We start from the raw sequence: 20,548 nt of genomic DNA on the forward strand, positions 1-20,548 counted from the left end.
AATTTATCAATATATCGTGTGAGAAAATATGACATGATACTTTCGACCATAGAATAAAAGACTAACTATTATGGCAGATTTTTAGTAAGATGAGTATATAAACATATACAAATAATGGGAGCGAGAAGATGAAAGCATTAGTTCATGCAGAAATAGCGGGTATTAATGGATTAGCTTATCAAGAAATGGAAGAGAGAATTCCAAAAGCAGAGGAAGTAAGAGTCTTGCTTAAAACAGCAGGCTTAAATCATCGTGATTTGTTTACAATAGACCAAAATCATAAACCATCAGATCCACCGATAATCATTGGTTCTGATGGTGCCGGAATTATTGATGCGGTTGGTGATGGAGTAGAAAATGTTAAAGTTGGAGATGAAGTGATCATTAATCCAAGCCTTGGATGGAGAGAAAAAAGTGATGCGCCGCCACAAGGATTTGGGATCATTGGTCTCCCTACACATGGTACTTTTGCAGAAAAAATTATTGTTCCAGCCGAAAATGTAGTACATAAACCAGAGTATTTGTCATGGGAAGAAGCAGGTGTTTTATCATTAGCAGCATTAACAGCTTATCGCGCCTTGTTTACTAGAGGTAAAATAAGTCCTGAGATGAAAGTGCTCATTCCTGGTATCGGTAGCGGAGTTGCGACGTTTTTACTGCAATTTGCAAAAGCTGTCGGTGCTACAGTATATGTAACTTCAAGGTCAAAGATTAAATGCGAGAAGGCCCTTGAACTTGGTGCTGATCTAGCAATAAATAGTGAAGAGGATTGGGATAAAGCATTGAATGGAGAAAAAGTGGATCTTGTCATTGAATGTGTAGGTGCAGCAACATTTAATAAGTCATTAAAACAACTGCGTTCCGGAGGCACGATCGTTACATTTGGAGCATCAGCAGGAGACGTCGTTCAACTAAACATTCGTGAGTTTTTCTATGGCCAATATAATCTTTTCGGTTCGACAATGGGAAGTGGGGAAGAATATAGTGAAATGCTCCAATTTATTGAGAAACATCAAATCAAACCTATTGTTGACCAAATGTATCCACTTGAACAATATGAGCAAGCATTCAGTCGCTTGGAAAAAGCACAACAATTAGGGAAAATTGGATTTACTATTAGATGAAGAGATTATTGGAATGTTTCAAATCTTTTTGCACATAGTAAAGGAGTACCAATTATAAGGAGGGCTCACTATGTCAAAACAAGGGAAACAGAATAAACAACAGTCAGGTCAGCAAATAGCGAAACAGCAAGGTGAAAATGATATTGAATTTGGCAGCGATTTTCAAGTAGGAAATAGCAAGCATCAAAGCCAAAAGAAAAGTGGTAAACAAGTTAATAAGAAATAGGAAAAGAAAACAAAGGGCTGAACAACTAAACGGTTCAGCCCTCTTATCATTATTTAAATAAGTTTCTTATTTCATCAGGAACTTGTTCATCTGAGAATGAACCATACCATTCATTACCATCCTTCAAACGGAATTTAATGAGATAGGTTTGTTCTTCAGGATACTCGGTGAACCGTTCAAGTGCTTTTGTTAAAACATCTTTGTCTGTAATCGTAAAATACTGTTCTCCTGATTTGAATATTTCAACAAGGCTATAAACTTCTTCGTTTCGATTTTTTTTACTCGTTATTTTCGTTACCTCTGCATTAACTAGATCATCACTATTTACGCGTGCATCATCTAAATACCCATGCTCTTCAAGCCACTTTGAGATCTCATGATAAGATTTCTTCCAATCTACAGAAATTCCCTCGAATGATTGTTGGTTCTTATCCGCTTTTTGATAGCTGAATTCAATATATCCCCAAGGACTTGTCTGGTCCGTTAAATCATCTAGTGTTTGCTTAAGAAGTTGGTTTTCTATTACGTTTCTTAATTGTTTGATTTCCTCTGGATCTGTTATTAACACTTGTTTTGTAACAGGGCCATTTGGAATAAATTTAATCGAAAGAATATCTTCACGTAATAGTGTGTATTGCGGAAGATTCTTTTTGTAAGACTCTGCTTCCATAACAGATTTTAGCTTATCCTTCATTAAGTCAACAGGGAGACTATACTCTCTTGTAAATGATTTTCCACTATTTAGACGATAGGAGATCACAACTTTTTCTTGATATTTCTCATTATATGTCAGTGATTCGATATGCTGTTGTTGATCAATAATGGCTTCATGTAAGTTTCTTACATCTTGAATATAAAGCTTTGAATCTGAGAAAATATCTTCATCTTTACTTAATAATTCCTGCATTTCATATTTCTTACCATAATATACCTCGCTAATTTGGTCCATACGAGGAAGTTTATTTTCGAACTGAATAATATCTGTCTTAATGCTAATAAGTATAAAAGCAAATAGTATACTATAGCAAATAAAACCAGTAAATATACGGTAATGAAAGATTCTCCATGTTTTCTGAAGGATCATTTCAGCTGCAACATAACCAATGATTGCCCCGCTTATATAACCAAAAATAATCCAATTCCAATTTAGGGTGCTAGTAGCCGAGAAATAAGTCCCGCCAACAATCATACTGCAAAAGGTAACACCATATTTAAAAACAGGTTTTAAAAAGTGAAATGCAATGACATCTGTTGCACTTTCAAGTTTTCTTGCCTTATAAAGTCCCATTCCAACAAAAAATAAACAAACGGTAATAATCATATAAATGACTAGTTCAAGACTAGAAAAAGGATTTGTTGTTGTCCAAGTATCGATAAATCGTAAAAAAGGAGATAAGTAAACAAGATTTTCTTCGATTGCAATTGGTGAGAATCCAAACAGCAAAAATGATAAGTTGTAGCTTACCATTGTAGCCATTCCAATCGGTAAAAAGAGAAAAATATAAGTTAGTATAGCCTGTGCACTAGACATACCTGTCAACATTCCAACAGCGACTGTAAATAAATACATCATGATTGTTAGTAGGATAATAAGACCCGTCCATGATAATATTTCTGTCAAGCTTAAAATGGATTGAAATTCTGGAATTGATCTTGTCACGAAAAATGTGACAATTGACGTTAGGAAAATCGGAATTAACAATAATAGCAATCCACTAATAATATGACTGATATATAATGTGATTCTTCGTATTGGTAAGCTGTGAATCATATCAACAGATGCCTCATTCTGTAGATAACGGAATAAGAGCAAACCAGTTGCAACTGGTATTGAAAAGAGGATAAGTACCTGTAACTCAGTGTTAATATATAAGTAATTCTTATAGTCAGAAAAGATAATATAGTCTCTAGAAGCCATTTGCATAAGCTCCAAAGGTACCGCGAATAAAAGGAAAAGAAAATAAATAATCCCAATCCAGCCATGCTGTCTAATATCCTGTTTAATCAAGCCGCTTTTAAAGAAGGATTTTTTCGATTTCATATCCGACATCCTCCATTTCATAAATAAAGATTTCTTCAAGTGTTAGTGGTAAAAGATCAAATAAGATAACCTCAGTTGAATGGATGATCTCATGAATTTGATCTTCTCGTCCTTTGACAATTAAGAGTGAAACACTTCCTCTTTTTTCTTGATGCAAAATGTTAAGTTTATTAAATAGCTGTTCTTCTTGAGAAGGATCTGATAAAGCTAATTGAACCTTATGAGTATCTGTTTTTAAATCATCAATTTCCTTTTCAATCAATATTTTACCTTGATGCATAATCCCAACATGATCACAAAGATCTTCAATTTCACGTAGGTTATGTGAGGAGATAAGGACAGTCATTTCCCGTTCAGCAACATCTTGAAATAGTAAATTTTTAATCTTTTGTCTCATTACGGGATCAAGTCCGTCAATTGGTTCATCTAGAATTAATACATCGGGCATTGCAGATAAGGCAAGCCAAAAGGCTACCTGCCGTTTCATCCCCTTTGACAATCGATGTACTTTTCTATCTAATTCGATTTTAAAGGCTGGCTTAAGCTGTTCAAACCGTTGTTGGTTCCAATTTGGGTAATATTCTTTATATTGTGCAGCCATTTGCGCAACAGTAGCTTGCGGGAAAAAATAAAGGACATCAGGAATGAAGGCAACGCGTTCTTTGATCGGGATATTTTCAAAAGCTGGTTGTTTATCGATTTTGATTGTTCCTTTATCTTGGCGATTTATGCCGGCAATCATTTTTAATAGCGACGTTTTACCAGCCCCATTTGAGCCAAGCAGACCATATATTGAGCCTTTCTTAACTGTCAATGAAAGGTCATTTACAGCGAGTTGTTTATTGTATTGTTTACTTACGGATAGAACTTGTATCATCACTGTTATCCCCTTTGTTTGTATGATTCACCTCAAAAAAAAGTACATCTAAATCTCCTTTTGTTAACCCAAGGTAAATGGCTTCTGCAATAAGTTTTTTAATCTCTGCCTTTAGTTCAGTTAATTTCTGTTCATTAGGCATATGTTCAATTGCAGCGACAAAATTACCTTTCCCTTTTATTGAATAGAGGTATCCTTGATTTTCCAGCTCGCGATATGCCCTCTGAATCGTATTCGGATTAACAGTTAATTGGCTTGAAAGCATTCTTATTGAAGGCAATTGTTCATCTGGTTTAAGGATTTGAGTAATAATTAATTCTTTAATTTTATCGACTAATTGTTCATATATGGGCTTTCTGCTTCTTACATCAAGTTGAAACATGAGTACCCCCTTCGTATTAACTGTATTAATGTGATTAGTACAGTTAGATTGTATAGGATAAAAAAGGAAAAAACAAGGGGGGAAGTGGAAAAATAGGTCACATGGCGGATGAAAAATATGAGATGATAGATAGAATGGGAAATGAAGTTTTTATCATTGAAAGTAAGGTGTGTGAAAATTTGCAACAAAGTGTAATAGAAAACGTTGTTCATGAGCTATTGCAACATACTGGCTCATCTGTAAAGGTGAAAATGGAGTCATCGTTCCCGGAGAATCGTCTTGTAGGTGGAAAATATCATATCAGTACTCATACAATTACTTTATATATTGATGAAATAAAAAAGCAATGCGTTCAGTTATTTTCAACAGATGCCTATTTTATAGACTATCTAAAAATTGTTTTTGCCCATGAAATAGGCCATGCAGAAGATTTAGAACTAGCTATGTTATGCGATCAGCTTGATGAATGCACAACTCAACATGAAAGAAATAAGCTTGCACTTACGATTGAGGAAAATGCATGGCGTTATGCGGAATCTTATTTAAAAGAGGTTGATCCTAGCTTAGTTGAAACGGTGATTTATCATTCGTTACAGTCCTATCGTGAGAAAACTGAACTTGAGATTGCATAATAAAACAAGTCTAATCTATGGGGTAATTTAGAAATATAAAGGATAGGCGTATGTCTATCCTTTTTTTTATCAAAATCTGGTCATAATAGAATACCGATACTATTTATACTTTTCTTCACTTGATGATTGATCTTTCGTTTTATGCTTTTGTTTTTCTTCTCGTAATTCCATTTTTAAATCCTCCATTGGGATCGGATCTACATTTTGCTCACTTTCAAAACGATCAAATAATGTTTTATTATTTGTTTTATATTGTTCTGGATGATCCATTTCTTTTCTCTGTTTATTATTTTTAGAATCCAACCTTTCCACCTGCCTTCTAAGTGTTTGTCATTTATATACCACCACTTAACAATAAAGAAACATCAATATTCAAATCTATCAACTTTCCGAAGAAATCTATCAACTTCTCAAAAAAATTTATCAACTTTCTTCTTAAATCTATCATTTGAAAAATTATGGAGTAAAGACTCTAACATGCCCGACTGTAAATGCCTAAATTTGTATAGAAAAAGATCTGTTCAAAAAATAGCATTGAGCAGCTATTTTGCTTTACAATAGAAACATACTGTGCAGAAGGATAGGATAAATTATGAGTATTTTACAAGTTGAAAATTTATATAAAACATATGGCGAAAAAGTCTTATTTGATCATATTTCCTTTACGATTGCACCGAAGCAAAGAATCGGTTTAATCGGTGTAAATGGAACAGGGAAATCGACATTATTAAAAGTAATTGCAGGGATCGAATCAGCTGATACAGGTGAGATCACTCACTCAAATACAATGAGGATTGAATATTTACCACAAGATCCAGAACTCACAGAAGGTTTGTCTGTTCTTGAGCAAATTTATTACGGTGACGCGCCGATTATGGAAACGATGAGAGAGTATGAGCTTGCTTTAAGTGAATTAGAGAAAGATCCAGAAAATGAAACAAAGCTAAAGCATTTAATGAATATGCAGCAAAAAATGGATCAGCACGAAGCGTGGGAAGCTAATACAGTTGCGAAAACGGTATTAACGAAGCTTGGTATCACTGATTTTTCGAAGCCTGTTGCGTATTTATCGGGCGGTCAGAAGAAGCGTGTAGCAATAGCTAAGGCACTTATTCAGCCGGCTGATATATTAATATTAGATGAGCCTACAAACCATCTTGATAATGAAACAATTGAATGGTTAGAAGGATTTTTGGCCCAATACAAAGGATCAATTGTATTAATTACACATGACCGCTATTTTTTAAATCGTGTTACAAACCAAATTTTTGAATTAGACCAAGGTCATCTTTACACATATGCAGGAAACTATGAAGTGTTCTTGGAGAAGAAAGCAGAGAGAGAAATCAATACTGAGCAAGCAGAGGTGAAAAGGCAAAATCTATTAAGACGTGAGCTTGCCTGGCTGCGCAGAGGTGCGAAAGCTAGATCGACAAAGCAAAAGGCTCGAATAGGACGTGTAGAAGAGCTTCAGGACCAAAAAGGACCTGCACTATCTAAAGACCTTGATTTTGCAATTGGTTCTACTCGATTAGGAAAAAAAGTTCTTGAAATGGAAAATATCTCTAAATCTTATGATGGGAAAAATCTGATCAAAGATTTTAATTATTTAGTTACGCCAGGTGAACGACTTGGGATTATTGGACCAAATGGAAGTGGCAAATCAACGCTGCTCAATATTATGGCTGGTCGTATAGCAGCTGATAAAGGGACAATTGAAGTTGGCGAGACTGTGAAGATTGGTTATTATACACAGGACCATGAAGAAATGGATGAAAATCTTCGCGTTGTTGAATATATTAAGGAGACAGCTGAGATTGTTCATACGATAGACGGACAAGTCATTACAGCAGAGCAAATGTTAGAACGCTTTTTATTTCCACGCTCTGCCCAATGGACATATATCCGCAAATTATCTGGTGGAGAAAGACGGCGTCTCTATTTATTAAAGGTATTAATGGAAGAACCGAACGTCCTTTTTTTAGATGAGCCAACAAATGATCTTGATACACAAACACTTAGTGTTTTAGAAGACTACTTAGATCAATTTCCAGGCGTCGTTCTAACTGTTTCACATGATCGCTATTTCCTTGATCGAGTAGTGGATCATTTAATTGTTTTTGATCGTAATGGAAAAATCAGTCGATTCCAAGGTAGTTACACAGACTACATGGAAGAAAGCAAGCTTCAAGAAATGATGCAAGAAAAGGAACCTGCAACTAATAAAACAACATATAAAAAGGAAAAGAAAAAACGGCTTTCCTATAAAGAGCAACAGGAATGGGAGCAGATTGAAGATAAAATCACAAGCCTTGAGGAAAGAAAGGAGCAGTTAGAACAGGAAATTGCTTCTGCGGGTAGTGATTTAGGGAAAGTAACAGAGCTATATAAGGAACAAGAAAAAATTGATGTAGAATTAGAAGCAACAATGGAACGCTGGGAAGAATTGTCTCTGCTTGTCGAGGAGATTGAACAAGAAAAATAAGAAAGAAAGAAAGAAGGAGCTCATTCACCTTTCGAGAGGAAGAATGAAGACCTTCTTTCTTTCATAATAAGAGAGCATAGGCTAAAGGCTATTTTTTTCAAAAGAAAGGACTAGGTCCCTTTAAAAGTCTAGCTTCACCAGCTTCTAACACTGTTTTGCTTCTTTCTTTTTTTGCAATCAGTTGATTGATGCACATGTCTTTTTCTTAAGATACGATAAATCGCCTTACCATCACTCGGACTTCCATCTGGATAATCCATTGGTAATAATGCAAAGAAAATCGTATAAATAGAGAAGTAAATAAATTGGTAAGTTATACTTGAAGCGTTTATGATATTTATTTTAATAAACATGTGAATAATGATGATACTTAAAATATTGAAAAAGGATCCGCCAAAATAAATAAGTAGATGGTGTAAACGATTAGTCACATTAATTTTTGAAAATTCACAGCCGCCATACCAAAAATAACAAATACGAAATTCGATAAATCGAAAAGTAAAAAGCTTTGCCCCACACCCCAATACTAGCTTTACATCCTGACAGCCGTACATTCTAGCAAATAGATAGTGTCCTAACACATGAATGAGAGTAACGATCGGAAAGATGATGAAAAAGGCACGAAAAAAAACAAGTAAATCATCTAGACCAAACAATCGAAAACCCCCTTATCCTTTCTTAATGATGGATAGGTTTAACTTATTCATCCTTATGACTCTACCCGGCATGTCCAACTTATAACAACAAAAGTGAAATTCACGTAAATAGTACGATTAGAGGTGTCCGTATTGGCTGCAAAAACACAGCTGGAAGTTGAAGCAGAACAATTTATTAAAAAAGCGTACAATGAACTTGGGAAATCAGAGCAAGAAATAAAAGATAGAATGGACCATATAAAAATTGAAATTGCAGAAATGGGCTATTATGAACATACATATGAAGAATTAGCACATGGTGCCAAAATGGCATGGAGAAATAGTAATAAATGCATTGGGCGATTGTTTTGGAATACTTTAAATGTCTTTGATGAAAGAAAAGCGAATTCGGAAGAAGCCATTTTTCGTGCGTTACAGCATCATATTTCATATGCGACTAATGAAGGAAAGATTAAACCTACTATAACCATTTTTAAACCTTTTAAAGGGGAAAATGACCAAGTTAGAATTTGGAATCATCAACTCATTCGCTATGCTGGATATGAATCAGAAACTGGTGTAATTGGAGATCCCGCATCTATTTCATTTACAAAACAATGCGAACAATTAGGCTGGAGTGGTGACAGAACACATTTTGATATTCTTCCACTTGTTGTGCAATTAAATAATCAATCACCAAAATGGTTGTCATTATCTAAAGATGAAGTTTTAGAGGTCCCAATTACACATCCAAAGCTCCGTGGAATAGAAGACTTGCATTTGAAGTGGTATAGCGTTCCAATCATCGCAGATATGCGATTGGAGATCGGCGGGATTGAATATACAGCAGCACCATTTAATGGCTGGTATATGGAAACGGAAATTGGCGCCCGTAACTTAGCGGATTCTTACCGATATAATTTATTACCAAAGGTAGCTTCAATCATGAATTTAGAGACAAATAGTCATGTTAATCTTTGGAAGGATCGAGCTTTGATTGAACTGAATGCAGCGGTTCTCTTTTCCTTTAAAAAAGATGGCGTGAGCATCGTAGATCATCACACAGCAGCCCAGCAATTTAAACGGTTTGAACAAAATGAGGCAGAAAGCTGCAGACATATTACTGGAGACTGGACTTGGCTAATACCGCCAGTTTCTCCTGCAACAACACATATTTTTCATAGAGGCTATAAAAATGAAATCGTAAAACCAAATTATTTTTATCAAGAAACACCTTATAGGTAAAATCTAAATAAGGATGTTGCAATGTACATATATTTGATAAATCTTGAAGATGGACATTTTGTCATAATGAATTATTTCAACAGCACAATTTTTTATAAATTGAGCCGATAAAAAAGAAAAGCTGATAAAGGTTATTGCCTTTGATCAGCTTTTCTTTATTCAGCCTCCACGTGTTCAGGTGTAGGCTGTTCAACTTTTTGAAACATGACATAATAGAGTACACCACTAATAAAAGTTAATACTCCTAAAAATCCAAATGTTAGTGGATATCCAAACCATAGTGACATTGGAATGACGATTGGTGCAATGGTTCGCCCAATCGTATATCTAAGACTTGATGCTGCAAAGTATTGACCTCTCATATGCTCTGGTGCAAGTTTTGAAACAAATGTTTGTTGAATCCCAGCAGTCATGAGCTCCGCAAAAGTGAATAATCCCATTGCAATAATAAAGACCCATAATGACGCAGTCAAACCGAATAGTATAATAGATACACCATAAATAACAGAGGAAAGAATAAAAACATTTCGTTCTTTATACTTACTCATCCATTTCGTCACAGCAATCGTGAAAAGTGCTACGAACAGACCGTTCTCAGAAAGTATGACACCAAATGCTTGTTCACCGGTTAATTGTAATGACCAATCACCAATTTGAATGAATTCATGTTGATGAATCGTATCTGTTATATAAACAGGAATAATCATATCAAGCTGCATAAAGGTAATAGCAACGAGAACACCTGCTATTATATAAAGTAAAAATACGCTGTCCTTAAAGATAATACGGTAATCTTGAAATTGTTGAACAATGGCGTGATACCATTTCCTTGGAACTCCATTGTTACTAGGATAAAAGGCAGGAGCAGTTTCCCGAGTGTATTTTGCAAGGATAAATGAAAGCAGCATGCAAACAATACCTGCGATTAAAAGAACTTCAAAAGGATAACTGACATAGAAAATGGCTCCTAAAATAGGTCCAATAACAACAGCTATATTAATTGACGTATAAAAAATAGCAAATACACTGCTACGGTCTTTTTCACTTACAACGTCAGCAACCATTGCTTGTGAAGCAGGCCAATAAAAGGCACCAAAAACTCCTGCTAACGAAAAACAGATAAACCCTAAAATAGGTAAATCAAGCCATGGTGAATTTGAAATGGCAAATATCACAAAGGCTAACCCTTGACAAAAGGATGAGAAAACCATCATTTTCTTCCTTCCAAAACGATCAGCACAATAACCACCCATTAAATTAGCAAGGACTGAAAAGACTTGTGAAATGATTAAGAATAATCCAGCCTTTTCTCTTCCAAAAGCATCTGCAAAGTAAATTGTAAGGAAAGGGAAAAACATCCAATAAGTGATGTTCATCAAAGCCTCTCCAAATAAACGGATTTTAAGGTTATAATCCCAATCTCGTATTTTCATAGTTGTTACCCCTGTTCTCGTAAACTACCGTAACTATCATACTCTCTCAAAACATGAAATACAATATCGTGTACACGAACTCAGGATAATTAAAAATGTTATGTTAGTAAGCGTAACCATTTAAAATAAAGAATAGTGTAGTCCAAATTTAATTAAGGGTGGATAAAGAAAACTTCTTTCTAAACCTATTTAATAGGATAAAGGAGGATTCTACCTCCACACTAGGGCAACACTAAAAAAGAAGGAGTGTGGTCAAGATGGATATTTTTTCAATAATTGCTGAAGAAAAAATCCGAAAAGCAATGGAAAATGGAGAGTTTGATAACCTGCCTGGACAAGGAAAACCATTACAGCTAGAAGACCTATCACATATTCCAGAAGAACTGCGTGTTGCCTATAAAGTAATGAAAAATGCAAACATAGTAAATGATCTAGATACATTGCAAAAAGAATTAATGACAATAGATGATTTAATTGATTCATGTAAAAGTAGTGAAAATAGTAACAGACTTAATAAGGAAAAACGGTTGATCGAAAAGAAATTGGAGGCTCTTTTGAAGAAACGAAAATCACTTGATACAAAAGCATCAGCTTTTTATAAAGAAAGAATGTTAGAACGATTGAAAAAACAGTAATATAGAGGCTTTCCTTCCGATAGCTGTTCGTTTATATTATTTGAAATAGTAAGTTTTGGAAAAGATGTAGTAGAAAAAACAATAAGGAGGAGCACAATGAAAAAATTAATTTTACCATTTATCCTTTTGACCATGTTTATGTCTACTGCTTGTGGAAATCAAGCTGCTAATGAAAAGGAACTAGAGGGAGATAAACCTCAGGAAGCGGATGAAGAGATTGCTAACGAGGGTGCATCAGAGTCAAAAACAGATGATAATAAAAATAATCAGACTAATGATGAGTCTAAGGAAATTGTACAGAAAAATGCTGAAGAGGTATTGAAGTTATTAAAGGCTAAAGATGGAGAAGAATTGTCAGCATATGTACATCCTGAAAAAGGAGTTCTTTTTTCTCCTTATGTATATATAGAATCAGATGCGGTAACGTTTGATAAAGAAAAGATAAAAGGATTTTTTGAGGATACTAAAACATATACTTGGGGAGCTCAAGATGGCAGTGGTGAACCGATTGAATTAACGCCAAGTGAATATGAAAAAAAGTATATTTACAATGGGGATTTTGAGCAAGCGGATGAAATAACGGTTGATCGAGTGGAGTCGAGAGGAAATACAATTCGAAATATAAGCAAGGTTTTCCCAAACTCACACACAGTAGAATACTATATTAAAGGTACTGAAGAAAATGATAATATGGATTGGAAGGCGTTAAACCTTGTGTTTGAACAAGATGCCCAAGGTGAGTGGAAGCTAGTGGCAATCGTGCATGATCAATGGACAATATAAGTTGAGTGAACCACCGCTAATGACAAAAAGCGGTGGTTTTTTATGCCTTATTAATATGGGCAATAAAATGCCACCCTTATGCAAGGTAGGACAAAATGCGGAGGTGGGGATGAATGCCCATAAATGTCTGACGAAGAATAGAAGATAAGATGTTCAAAACTGGCAAAAGCCTCAGGATATGTCGTTTTAAGTATAATATGACTCAGCTTTTTTTGTAGGATACAGATTTATCACACCCTTCTAGGCTTTTTAATAAGATATAAAAAAGCCTAGAAAGGAGCAGAGTTGATGTGGAATTGGATTGTTCCATTCGTTCTAGCGGTTGTTATGATAAGTGCCATTTTTGTATATGTACTTAGCCGTCTCCTTCTTTCCCCAAAAAGATTTTCATATGAACAAACATATAAGCTTGGAATTCAAAAAGGAGACATTGATGTCGATGTATTTCATGCAATAAAAAAGGAAGAGATCTTTATTCGCTCTTATCATGGGTACAGACTACATGGCATGTTTTTTCCAGTTGAAAATAGTGAAAAGGTTATCCTTATTGCACATGGAATTACATGGTCGCTTTATGGCAGCTTCAAATACGTAAACATGTTTCAAAAACGTGGCTTTCATGTCTTATTATGTGATCATAGATTTCATGGTTTAAGTGGCGGTAATTATACTTCCTATGGCTATTATGAGAAAGATGACTTAAAAGCCTGGATGGATTATGTATCAAATCGAGTAGGCGAAAAGGCGATTATCGGATTGCTGGGAGAATCATTAGGAGCTGCATCTGCATTAGAAGTTAGTAAGTCCGATTCACGAGTATGTTTTTGTATTGCTGATTGCTCCTTTAGTGATTTTCATTCACTCTTAAGGCAAAAATTAAATCAATATAAACTTCGATTCTACCCATTAATTGATATCATTAGCTTGCTCGTAAAGCTGCGTCATGGCTGGAGCTTTCCGGACATTTCTCCGATCAATGGACTAGAAAAAACCAAAACACCGATTCTATTTATTCATGGTAAAGAAGATTCATTTATTCCGCTGCAAATGACGCTGGATATGTTTAAACGTAAAATAGGCAATAAAAAATTATATTTAGTTCCGCGAGCTGGCCATGCTGAAGCTTATAACACTGATCCTAAGGGCTATGAAAAGATAGTTAGTGACTTCATTAGAGATATTGAACATGTTTGCTCAAGAGAAAAAGCCAACATATGGTTATAGAGAGATCATCATATTCCATGATGTTCCATCGACACCGATTTTCTTAAAACCAAATCTTTCGTATAACCGTAAGGCAGGATTAGATGGATCAACGCTAAGTGAAATTGCTTTGTATTGATGATTAGAAGCGAGCTTACACATTTCATTCATCAGCTTTGTACCGATTCCCTTTCCTCGATAATCATGTGAAATCGCCATACTTAAAATAGGGGTTTGTTCATCAACAAAGCCGTAGACTTTAACCATATCATTAAATAACCGGATCCAGACAGCCCCGATTTTTTTACCATCGGAATCAGTTGCAATAAGTGCATGATCGCCAATTCTTAACATAATTTGCTAGCTCTGGTTTTTGCAATATACTACGGGGCGGCCTTTCTTCCCCATCTTCCATATGGATCGCTTCATAAAGCATGTCCCATAATAATGGAATATCTTCTGAAGTTGCAGGTTTGATATGAATACACATAAGATCAACTCTTTTCTATTTTATAAAGATAGGAAATCTTTATTTGATGCTGCTTTTCCTTTCTAAAGGATTGAATTTTGAATTTCGTTTAACGGCTGGAAAACAGCTTTTATGGAGGTATATACGTTTCACTAGGATAAGTTAGGGTAAAAAGAAAGTGTAAATTAAAATAGGAGGTTTTCAACATGTCAAAAAATATTGCCGTTCTATTAACTGATTCATTTGAAGATGTGGAGTATACCGAACCTGCTAAAGCATTTAAAGAGGCTGGACATAACATAACAGTTATTGAAAAAGAAAAAGGAAAAACAGTACAAGGAAAACAGGGTGAGGCAAAAGTAGAAATTGATGCTGCTATTAATGAGGTTAATCCAGATCAATTCGATGCTTTATTTATTCCAGGTGGATTCTCTCCTGATATATTAAGAGCAGATGATCGGTTTGTACAATTTGCTAAATCGTTTATGGAGGACAAAAAACCGGTTTTTGCCATATGTCATGGACCACAATTGCTGATTACGTCAGAAACGTTAAATGATCGTGATGTGACAGGTTACAAATCTATTCAGGTCGATTTGAAAAATGCCGGGGCAAGATTTCATGATAAACAGGTTGTTGTTTGTGGCAACCAATTAGTAACAAGTCGAACGCCTGAAGATATTCCTGCCTTTACAAGAGAATCACTAAATTTATTAAGCGAATCTTAATAAACAAACGTTTAATTAAGCATCGATTATATGAAAAAATAACATAGTGATAATGAAAACCCCCCTCTAGAGCATTGAAGAGTGCTCAATAAGAGGGGGATTTTTCATTCTTCCTTACTTTCATTTTCATCATTTGGTAAAGGATCGATCCGATAAGATTCTTCTGTGTTAACAGAACTTTTCAATGCATACAGAAAAAGACTGATTGAAATAATGAGGAATCCACCTAAACTGATTGTTGTTAACCACCAATTTATCATAAAAACCTCCCCCTTATCACATGTATATGTGGATAAGGGGGAGGTCAGAATACAAGAATATTAGACTTTGCGAAGACTTCCTAGCTCTTCAACGATGGCTTGCATTTCATTAGGGCTGAATGTATTCTTCTTCATAACAAGTTCGTAAATATCTTTAAGCTCTTCATACATTTCTTCATCAAAATGTGAAGGTTTGATTGCACCGAAGTTAAGAACTCTAAGCTTTTCTTTGATTTGTTCAATCATATACTCGACGTTTTCAACAGATTTTTCAGTTAAGTTCACTATATTCATCCCTTTCTTGCTACTCAATAATTATTGTTATTGTAACATGAAATGTTGACAGGCATTCAAAAACTTGTCAATTATCTAAATAAAGGCTTATGAAGCACTATCGGCTTTTTCTTGTTCCTTTTCTTCTTTTACGACTTTTAAAAATTTCTTCGTTTCTGCTACAACAACACCTGATAAGCCGAGAAGGCCAATTAAGTTTGGTAATGCCATTAGCCCGTTCATGACATCTGCAATTCCCCATACGATATCGATTGTGGTAATGGAACCTATGAATACAGCGAGCACAAATGCATAGCGATAGTATTTTATCACTGATTCACTAAAGAGATATGTGAAGCATTTTTCTCCGTAATAGGACCATCCAAGAATAGTTGAATAGGCGAAAAGCAACAAGCCGATGGCAACAATAATGGAACCGATTGGACCAAGAAAATGTTCAAAGGTGGTTGATGTAAGGGCATTTCCTTCAGCTCCGCTTGTATATAACCCACCCATCACAATTGTGATCCCTGTAATTGAACAAATCAAGATCGTATCAATAAAAACCTGTGTCATGGAAACAAGTGCTTGTCGTGCAGGATAATCCGTTTTTGCAGCAGCTGCTGCGATTGGTGCAGAACCTAAACCGGCTTCGTTTGAGAACACACCACGGGCAACACCCCAGCGAATAACGGTACCAATTGCACCACCTGCAACGGCTTCACCAGTAAAAGCATCTGTAAAAATAAGCGCCACTGCATCTGGTACTAAACTAGCATTCATTATTAACACAATTAATCCTGAAATTAAGTAAAATAAGGCCATAATTGGAACAAAGTAAGCTGTTACTCGTCCGATTGATTTAATACCGCCTAAAATAACAAGCGCTGTAAAGATCGTAATAATTATCCCAGTCACTACAGTTGGGATAGAAAACGTTGACTCCAACACTCCAGAAACAGAATTAGCTTGCACCATATTTCCAATGCCGAATGCTGCGATTGCCCCAAAGATGGCAAAAAGGATACCAAGCCATTTTTGCTTTAAACCATGTTCTAAATAATACATAGGACCACCGGACATTTCGCCGTTTTTATCCTTTACGCGATATTTAACTGCTAGTATGGCCTCAGCATATTTTGTAGCCATGCCGACTAGTGCTGTGATCCACATCCAGAATACCGCACCAGGACCACCCATTAAGACAGCTGTCGCCACCCCAACAATGTTCCCTGTCCCGACCGTTGCAGCTAGTGCTGTCATTAGTGCTTGGAAGTGAGAGATATCGCCATCAGATTTTTTGTCCTGTTTTTTTGTGAATGCTAATTTTAGTGAATAAGGCAACATTCTAAATTGCAATAAACCTAAACGGATTGTTAAATATAAACCTGTACCAACCAATAAAATGAGCAGCGGCGGTCCCCAAACAAAACTACTTACATCACTGATGAAAGCTTCTAGTTGTTCCATAATATCCCCCTTGTTGATTGTAGTATGACCTAGGAGAAGGACTGTCCCTTTGATCACTTATTGAAGGATATTCCGTAAATGAACCGTAAATACCAATTTTTCGTATCGAACTTGAGGAAAACATGTTAAAAAAAGATTATCATTATAAATAGAGATCGTTTTTATTAAAAAAATATGGGTACATATTAATAGGAGGATAAAATGATTAAAATTTTATTTGTTTGTTTAGGGAACATATGCCGGTCACCGATGGCCGAGGCTGTAATGAGACATTTGATCAAGATGGAAGGATTAGAGAAAGTCATTTCTGTTGATTCTGCGGGTACAGGAAACTGGCATGTTGGAAAACCGCCACATGAAGGGACTTGTCATATTTTAAGCAAATACAAAATATCCTATGAAGGGCAAAAAGCTAGACAATTGACAAAAGCTGATCTGTCTTGTTTTGACTACATAATTGGCATGGATAATGAAAACATGGGGAATATTAGACGACTAGCAGGATATGATCGAACTGGTGAAATTTCTCGTCTCCTTGATTATCTAGAGGATCATCCCTTTACCGATGTTCCAGACCCCTATTTTACTGGCAATTTTGATGAGGTTTATGAATTAGTTAGTAAAAGTTGTGAAAATTTATTGATGGAAATTAAAACAAAGCATCATCTATAAATAGGAGGGGATAACATTATGGCAAAAGAGAATAAACTGTTAACTGGGATACTAGTTGGTGCACTTGTTGGTGCTGCTGTTTCCCTTTTGGACAAACAAACTCGTCAGGATGTCATTGCTTCTAGTCAAAAGGTTTCATCAAAGATGAAAGAGTACATTGAACAGCCCTCTACATTTACAAAAGAAGTAAAGCAAAAAATTGACGATGTAAAAGATACTGTTCATGAAGTGTCAGAGGACCTTGCATTTTTAAATGATAAAGTAAACGAATTGAAAGAAACAACACCACAAGTGGTCAAGATGATTCAAGAAACGAGGGACAGATTCCAGTCAAAACGTCAATAAACGTGAGGTGATTTGGTGTATAAAGAAGGCTCATTTCTAAGAGAATTACTTCAGCGGTTTACAAGTGATGAAGTACCAGGTTTATCTGCACAGCTCTCTTACTTTTTTCTGTTGTCCTTGTTTCCTTTTCTCATCTTTTTAATTACCTTAGTCGGTTATTTACCAATTACACAAGAAGATGTGCTTGGTACGATTAAGCAGTTTGCGCCTGGTGAATCATTGCAAATAATTGATCAAACATTAGACCAAATCATAAATCATAAGAATGGTGGATTATTATCGTTTGGTATTATTGCAACACTTTGGTCTGCATCTAATGGAATTAATGCAATTGTAAGGGCATTTAATAAAGCTTATGAGGTAGAGGAAACCCGTTCATTTCTTGTTGCAAGAGGGATGGCGATCCTTATGACAATTGCTATGGTTTTTGTGATTGTTGTTGCGTTGCTATTACCTGTTTTCGGGAAAGAAATTGGCTTATTTATATTTTCGAATTTTGGATTTTCAGAGGAATTTTTAACCGTATGGAATACGTTGCGCTTTCTGGTCAGCGGCATCATCCTGTTTATCGTATTTACCGCACTTTACTATGTCGCACCAAATAAACATTTACAAGTAAAACATGGAGTGCCTGGTGCGTTTGCCGCGACAATCGGTTGGATCTTAGCTTCATTAGCCTTTTCATATTATGTAGGAAATTTCGCTAATTACAGTGCAACATATGGGAGCATTGGTGGAGTAATCGTATTAATGATCTGGCTTTATTTATCGGGAATGATCATTATCTTAGGCGGAGAACTTAATGCCTTGTTATATAAAAGAAAACATGCAATCAAATGATTTTCCAATTGTTGTTGCACATACAGACATGACCGTTGTGGAATAGTATTTGTTGAAGACGAAGAGTCTTTACTACTGTGAAAGCGGGGATGTAAAATGACAAAACACACAAAAAAAGGCGGCAGCCATAACAAACAAAATTCAAATAGTAAGCCAAAGCAAAAGACGAGTGGTAGCGCAAACGGACAGAACGGCTATCACTAAGTAAAAAAAAAACAGCTGACATGTCAGCTGTTTTTTTTTGCTTTTCATAAACAAACTATTCAGCAAGCTCAATAAATTTAGTATAAGCAGTATGATAAATATGTTCGATATCAGCATCTGTCATATAAAGAAGGGAATGTTTATCAATACCCCTCATTCTTTCAATAAAATCAATCATATTCTTACGCTCTTGTCTGTTCATCAATAGGACCATCTCCCTTTTTGTGTTATAATACAATATACTTTTATTAATGTTATTATATAACAGATTATTTAGAATGTTCAATTGTTTTTTTATAAAAAAATTGAAAATAAAAAACTGGCAAATTGCCAGCTTTCTTGTTGGTTTTAATAAGTGATATGGGTTTTGTATTCTTTTACTTGTGTTGGATGATAAACTGAAATAGCGATGAAAATGATCAGCAGCATACCGCTAATGATGAGAAAATAGCTAATGTTATTCGTATATTCAATGAATAACCCACCTAAAAAAGGACCTGTTAAGCTTCCGATACTAAAGGCAATTCCGCATAATAGGTTTCCAGTTGGTAATAAGTTTTTAGGGGTTAAATCAGTCATATAGCTAATTCCTAATGAGAATGTGGAACCTACAACCATACCAGCAATAAATAGGCATATTGTAAGGGCAAAAACAGATTCTTCAAGAAAACTTGCTGATGTAAAACTGACAAAGCCAATAAATAGAATCGACATTAAAATCATTCTTCTCCCAAACTTGTCACTAAGCATACCTAGTGGAAGCTGAAAAACAATCGCGCCAATGGCAAATGAAAATAATAATACAGATATGTTTGGAACTTCCAAACCAATTCGTAAACCATATACTGGAAAACTTCCGTTTAGTGAAGATTCCAAAAATCCATACCCAAAAGGTGGTAAAAATGCTACCCATCCATATTTAAGAGCACTTCTAAACCGTTTAATCGTTTCTTTCATTGAATTTACCTCAATTGTTTGCTCAGGGAAGTCATTTTTCAATAGAAATAATAAAAACCATCCACAAAAACACAAAATAGAAGAAATGATAAATGGTAATGCCTCGTGTAAGTTAATTAAAGGAGTCATTAACGGTCCTGCTGCAAAACCTACTCCGAAAAATAATCCGTAAAGTGATAGATTCCGACCGCGTTTGTTTTCTGGTGAAAAAGACGTAATCCATGTTTGTGTTGCAAAATGTAAAGCATGATCACCTATACCAATCAATAGTCGTAAAGCAAACCAAAACCAGAAGGACTGCCAAAGTGGAAATAAACTAAGTGACACTGCAACAAGGAGTCCGCCAAGGATGATGATTGGTTTATAGCCAAACTTTCTAAGCGGGTATTCCATAAAAGGTGAAACAAGTAAAATACCGATATACAAGGCAGTGGCATTTAAACCATTTAAGCTTGAGGATACTCCACTGTTTTCAAAAATAATGGCTATAAGCGGAAGAAGCATTCCTTGGCTAAAACCAGAAATCCCGACGATTGATACAAGTAGCCAAAATCGTATGCGATGCTTATTCATTTTTAAATACCTCTTTTTTAAAATTTTCCACTTAAAATGTTATTACGAAATAATAA

The 20,548-nt window shown here is 35.3% G+C and carries 24 protein-coding genes; 12 read left to right on the top strand and 12 right to left on the bottom strand.

Going from position 1 to position 20,548, the window contains the following annotated elements; genetic code table 11:
• Positions 1–128: 128 nt before the first annotated feature.
• Both GMB29_RS02250 and GMB29_RS26855 read left to right on the top strand, forming a co-directional pair.
• Positions 129–1,124: a zinc-binding dehydrogenase gene (locus GMB29_RS02250; RefSeq protein ID WP_136355867.1), complete on the top strand. Its 996-nt coding sequence runs from the start codon at positions 129–131 to the stop codon at positions 1,122–1,124.
• A 70-nt stretch (positions 1,125–1,194) separates the two neighbouring features.
• Positions 1,195–1,350, top strand: a complete 156-nt coding sequence (locus GMB29_RS26855) for a hypothetical protein (protein ID WP_168733897.1) — start codon at positions 1,195–1,197, stop codon at positions 1,348–1,350.
• Between the two features lie 49 nt (positions 1,351–1,399).
• Here the strand turns inward: GMB29_RS26855 and GMB29_RS02255 are convergent, their stop codons facing one another.
• Genes GMB29_RS02255 through GMB29_RS02265 form a run of 3 tightly spaced genes read right to left on the bottom strand, consistent with a single transcriptional unit; the run spans position 1,400 to position 4,650 of the window.
• Complete coding sequence (locus GMB29_RS02255; protein ID WP_136355869.1) at positions 1,400–3,391, bottom strand: DUF6449 domain-containing protein; 1,992 nt, start codon at positions 3,389–3,391, stop codon at positions 1,400–1,402.
• A complete protein-coding gene (locus GMB29_RS02260; protein ID WP_136355871.1) occupies positions 3,366–4,268 on the bottom strand; it encodes an ABC transporter ATP-binding protein in 903 nt (300 codons plus the stop codon). The genes GMB29_RS02255 and GMB29_RS02260 overlap by 26 nt, the downstream gene beginning before the upstream one ends.
• Positions 4,243–4,650, bottom strand: a complete 408-nt coding sequence (locus GMB29_RS02265) for a GntR family transcriptional regulator (protein WP_136355873.1) — start codon at positions 4,648–4,650, stop codon at positions 4,243–4,245. The genes GMB29_RS02260 and GMB29_RS02265 overlap by 26 nt, the downstream gene beginning before the upstream one ends.
• A 101-nt stretch (positions 4,651–4,751) precedes the next feature.
• On the opposite strand from GMB29_RS02265, the gene GMB29_RS02270 reads away from it, so the two are divergent.
• Positions 4,752–5,282, top strand: a complete 531-nt coding sequence (locus GMB29_RS02270; protein WP_227551469.1) for a hypothetical protein — start codon at positions 4,752–4,754, stop codon at positions 5,280–5,282.
• A gap of 99 nt (positions 5,283–5,381) precedes the next feature.
• On the opposite strand, the gene GMB29_RS02275 is transcribed toward GMB29_RS02270, so the two are convergent.
• A complete protein-coding gene (locus GMB29_RS02275) occupies positions 5,382–5,594 on the bottom strand; it encodes a hypothetical protein (RefSeq protein ID WP_406600309.1) in 213 nt (70 codons plus the stop codon).
• Positions 5,595–5,874: 280 nt separating this feature from the next.
• On the opposite strand from GMB29_RS02275, the gene GMB29_RS02280 reads away from it, so the two are divergent.
• A complete protein-coding gene (locus GMB29_RS02280) occupies positions 5,875–7,767 on the top strand; it encodes an ABC-F family ATP-binding cassette domain-containing protein (RefSeq protein WP_136355877.1) in 1,893 nt (630 codons plus the stop codon).
• Positions 7,768–7,901: 134 nt separating this feature from the next.
• Here GMB29_RS02280 and GMB29_RS02285 read toward each other — a convergent pair whose 3' ends face one another.
• On the bottom strand, positions 7,902–8,423 hold the full coding sequence (locus GMB29_RS02285) for a zinc metalloprotease (RefSeq protein ID WP_136355879.1): 522 nt from the start codon (positions 8,421–8,423) through the stop codon (positions 7,902–7,904).
• A 132-nt stretch (positions 8,424–8,555) separates the two neighbouring features.
• Here GMB29_RS02285 and GMB29_RS02290 point away from each other — a divergent pair, with 132 nt between their 5' ends.
• A complete protein-coding gene (locus GMB29_RS02290; protein ID WP_136355881.1) occupies positions 8,556–9,647 on the top strand; it encodes a nitric oxide synthase oxygenase in 1,092 nt (363 codons plus the stop codon).
• A 155-nt stretch (positions 9,648–9,802) separates the two neighbouring features.
• Here GMB29_RS02290 and GMB29_RS02295 read toward each other — a convergent pair whose 3' ends face one another.
• Positions 9,803–11,080, bottom strand: a complete 1,278-nt coding sequence (locus tag GMB29_RS02295) for an MDR family MFS transporter (RefSeq protein WP_136355883.1) — start codon at positions 11,078–11,080, stop codon at positions 9,803–9,805.
• A gap of 257 nt (positions 11,081–11,337) precedes the next feature.
• On the opposite strand from GMB29_RS02295, the gene GMB29_RS02300 reads away from it, so the two are divergent.
• The 3 genes from GMB29_RS02300 (at position 11,338) to GMB29_RS02310 (ending at position 13,722) form a co-directional block, all read left to right on the top strand.
• Positions 11,338–11,715: a DnaJ family domain-containing protein gene (locus GMB29_RS02300; protein ID WP_136355885.1), complete on the top strand. Its 378-nt coding sequence runs from the start codon at positions 11,338–11,340 to the stop codon at positions 11,713–11,715.
• 96 nt (positions 11,716–11,811) lie between these two features.
• A complete protein-coding gene (locus GMB29_RS02305) occupies positions 11,812–12,498 on the top strand; it encodes a hypothetical protein (protein ID WP_136355886.1) in 687 nt (228 codons plus the stop codon).
• A 288-nt stretch (positions 12,499–12,786) separates the two neighbouring features.
• Positions 12,787–13,722: an alpha/beta hydrolase gene (locus GMB29_RS02310; RefSeq protein WP_136355888.1), complete on the top strand. Its 936-nt coding sequence runs from the start codon at positions 12,787–12,789 to the stop codon at positions 13,720–13,722.
• On the opposite strand, the gene GMB29_RS02315 is transcribed toward GMB29_RS02310, so the two are convergent.
• The gene (locus GMB29_RS02315) at positions 13,717–14,055 is read right to left on the bottom strand and encodes a GNAT family N-acetyltransferase (protein WP_136355890.1); all 339 of its coding nucleotides are present in this window, start codon (positions 14,053–14,055) and stop codon (positions 13,717–13,719) included. The genes GMB29_RS02310 and GMB29_RS02315 overlap by 6 nt on opposite strands.
• A gap of 321 nt (positions 14,056–14,376) precedes the next feature.
• Here GMB29_RS02315 and GMB29_RS02320 point away from each other — a divergent pair, with 321 nt between their 5' ends.
• Positions 14,377–14,898 carry a type 1 glutamine amidotransferase domain-containing protein gene (locus tag GMB29_RS02320; protein ID WP_136355892.1) on the top strand — a complete coding sequence of 174 codons (522 nt, stop codon included), beginning with the start codon at positions 14,377–14,379 and terminating at the stop codon, positions 14,896–14,898.
• A 104-nt stretch (positions 14,899–15,002) separates the two neighbouring features.
• Here GMB29_RS02320 and GMB29_RS02325 read toward each other — a convergent pair whose 3' ends face one another.
• The 3 genes from GMB29_RS02325 to GMB29_RS02335 all read right to left on the bottom strand — a co-directional run bounded on the left by GMB29_RS02325 (position 15,003) and on the right by GMB29_RS02335 (position 16,901).
• Positions 15,003–15,158 (bottom strand): hypothetical protein, encoded by a 156-nt coding sequence (locus GMB29_RS02325; RefSeq protein ID WP_155443822.1) that lies wholly within the window; start codon positions 15,156–15,158, stop codon positions 15,003–15,005.
• Between the two features lie 60 nt (positions 15,159–15,218).
• Positions 15,219–15,443, bottom strand: coding sequence for a DUF1128 domain-containing protein (locus GMB29_RS02330; protein ID WP_136355893.1), 225 nt, complete (start codon positions 15,441–15,443; stop codon positions 15,219–15,221).
• A gap of 96 nt (positions 15,444–15,539) precedes the next feature.
• Entirely contained in the window at positions 15,540–16,901 is a 1,362-nt protein-coding gene (locus tag GMB29_RS02335; protein WP_136355895.1) for an alanine/glycine:cation symporter family protein, read from the bottom strand.
• A gap of 201 nt (positions 16,902–17,102) precedes the next feature.
• On the opposite strand from GMB29_RS02335, the gene GMB29_RS02340 reads away from it, so the two are divergent.
• From GMB29_RS02340 to GMB29_RS02350, 3 genes are read left to right on the top strand one after another with little or no spacing between them, the layout of a single operon-like run.
• Positions 17,103–17,573, top strand: coding sequence for a low molecular weight protein-tyrosine-phosphatase (locus GMB29_RS02340; RefSeq protein ID WP_136355897.1), 471 nt, complete (start codon positions 17,103–17,105; stop codon positions 17,571–17,573).
• An 18-nt stretch (positions 17,574–17,591) separates the two neighbouring features.
• Entirely contained in the window at positions 17,592–17,918 is a 327-nt protein-coding gene (locus tag GMB29_RS02345) for a YtxH domain-containing protein (protein WP_136355899.1), read from the top strand.
• A gap of 15 nt (positions 17,919–17,933) precedes the next feature.
• Entirely contained in the window at positions 17,934–18,758 is an 825-nt protein-coding gene (locus GMB29_RS02350; RefSeq protein ID WP_136355901.1) for a YihY/virulence factor BrkB family protein, read from the top strand.
• Between the two features lie 259 nt (positions 18,759–19,017).
• Here GMB29_RS02350 and GMB29_RS02355 read toward each other — a convergent pair whose 3' ends face one another.
• Together GMB29_RS02355 and GMB29_RS02360 are read right to left on the bottom strand one after the other, a co-directional pair.
• Positions 19,018–19,164, bottom strand: coding sequence for a BH0509 family protein (locus GMB29_RS02355; RefSeq protein WP_136356101.1), 147 nt, complete (start codon positions 19,162–19,164; stop codon positions 19,018–19,020).
• A gap of 146 nt (positions 19,165–19,310) precedes the next feature.
• Entirely contained in the window at positions 19,311–20,492 is a 1,182-nt protein-coding gene (locus tag GMB29_RS02360) for an MFS transporter (protein WP_136355903.1), read from the bottom strand.
• Between the last annotated feature and the right edge of the window lie 56 nt (positions 20,493–20,548).

This window comes from Metabacillus sediminilitoris (assembly GCF_009720625.1).
Taxonomy (GTDB): domain Bacteria; phylum Bacillota; class Bacilli; order Bacillales; family Bacillaceae; genus Metabacillus; species Metabacillus sediminilitoris.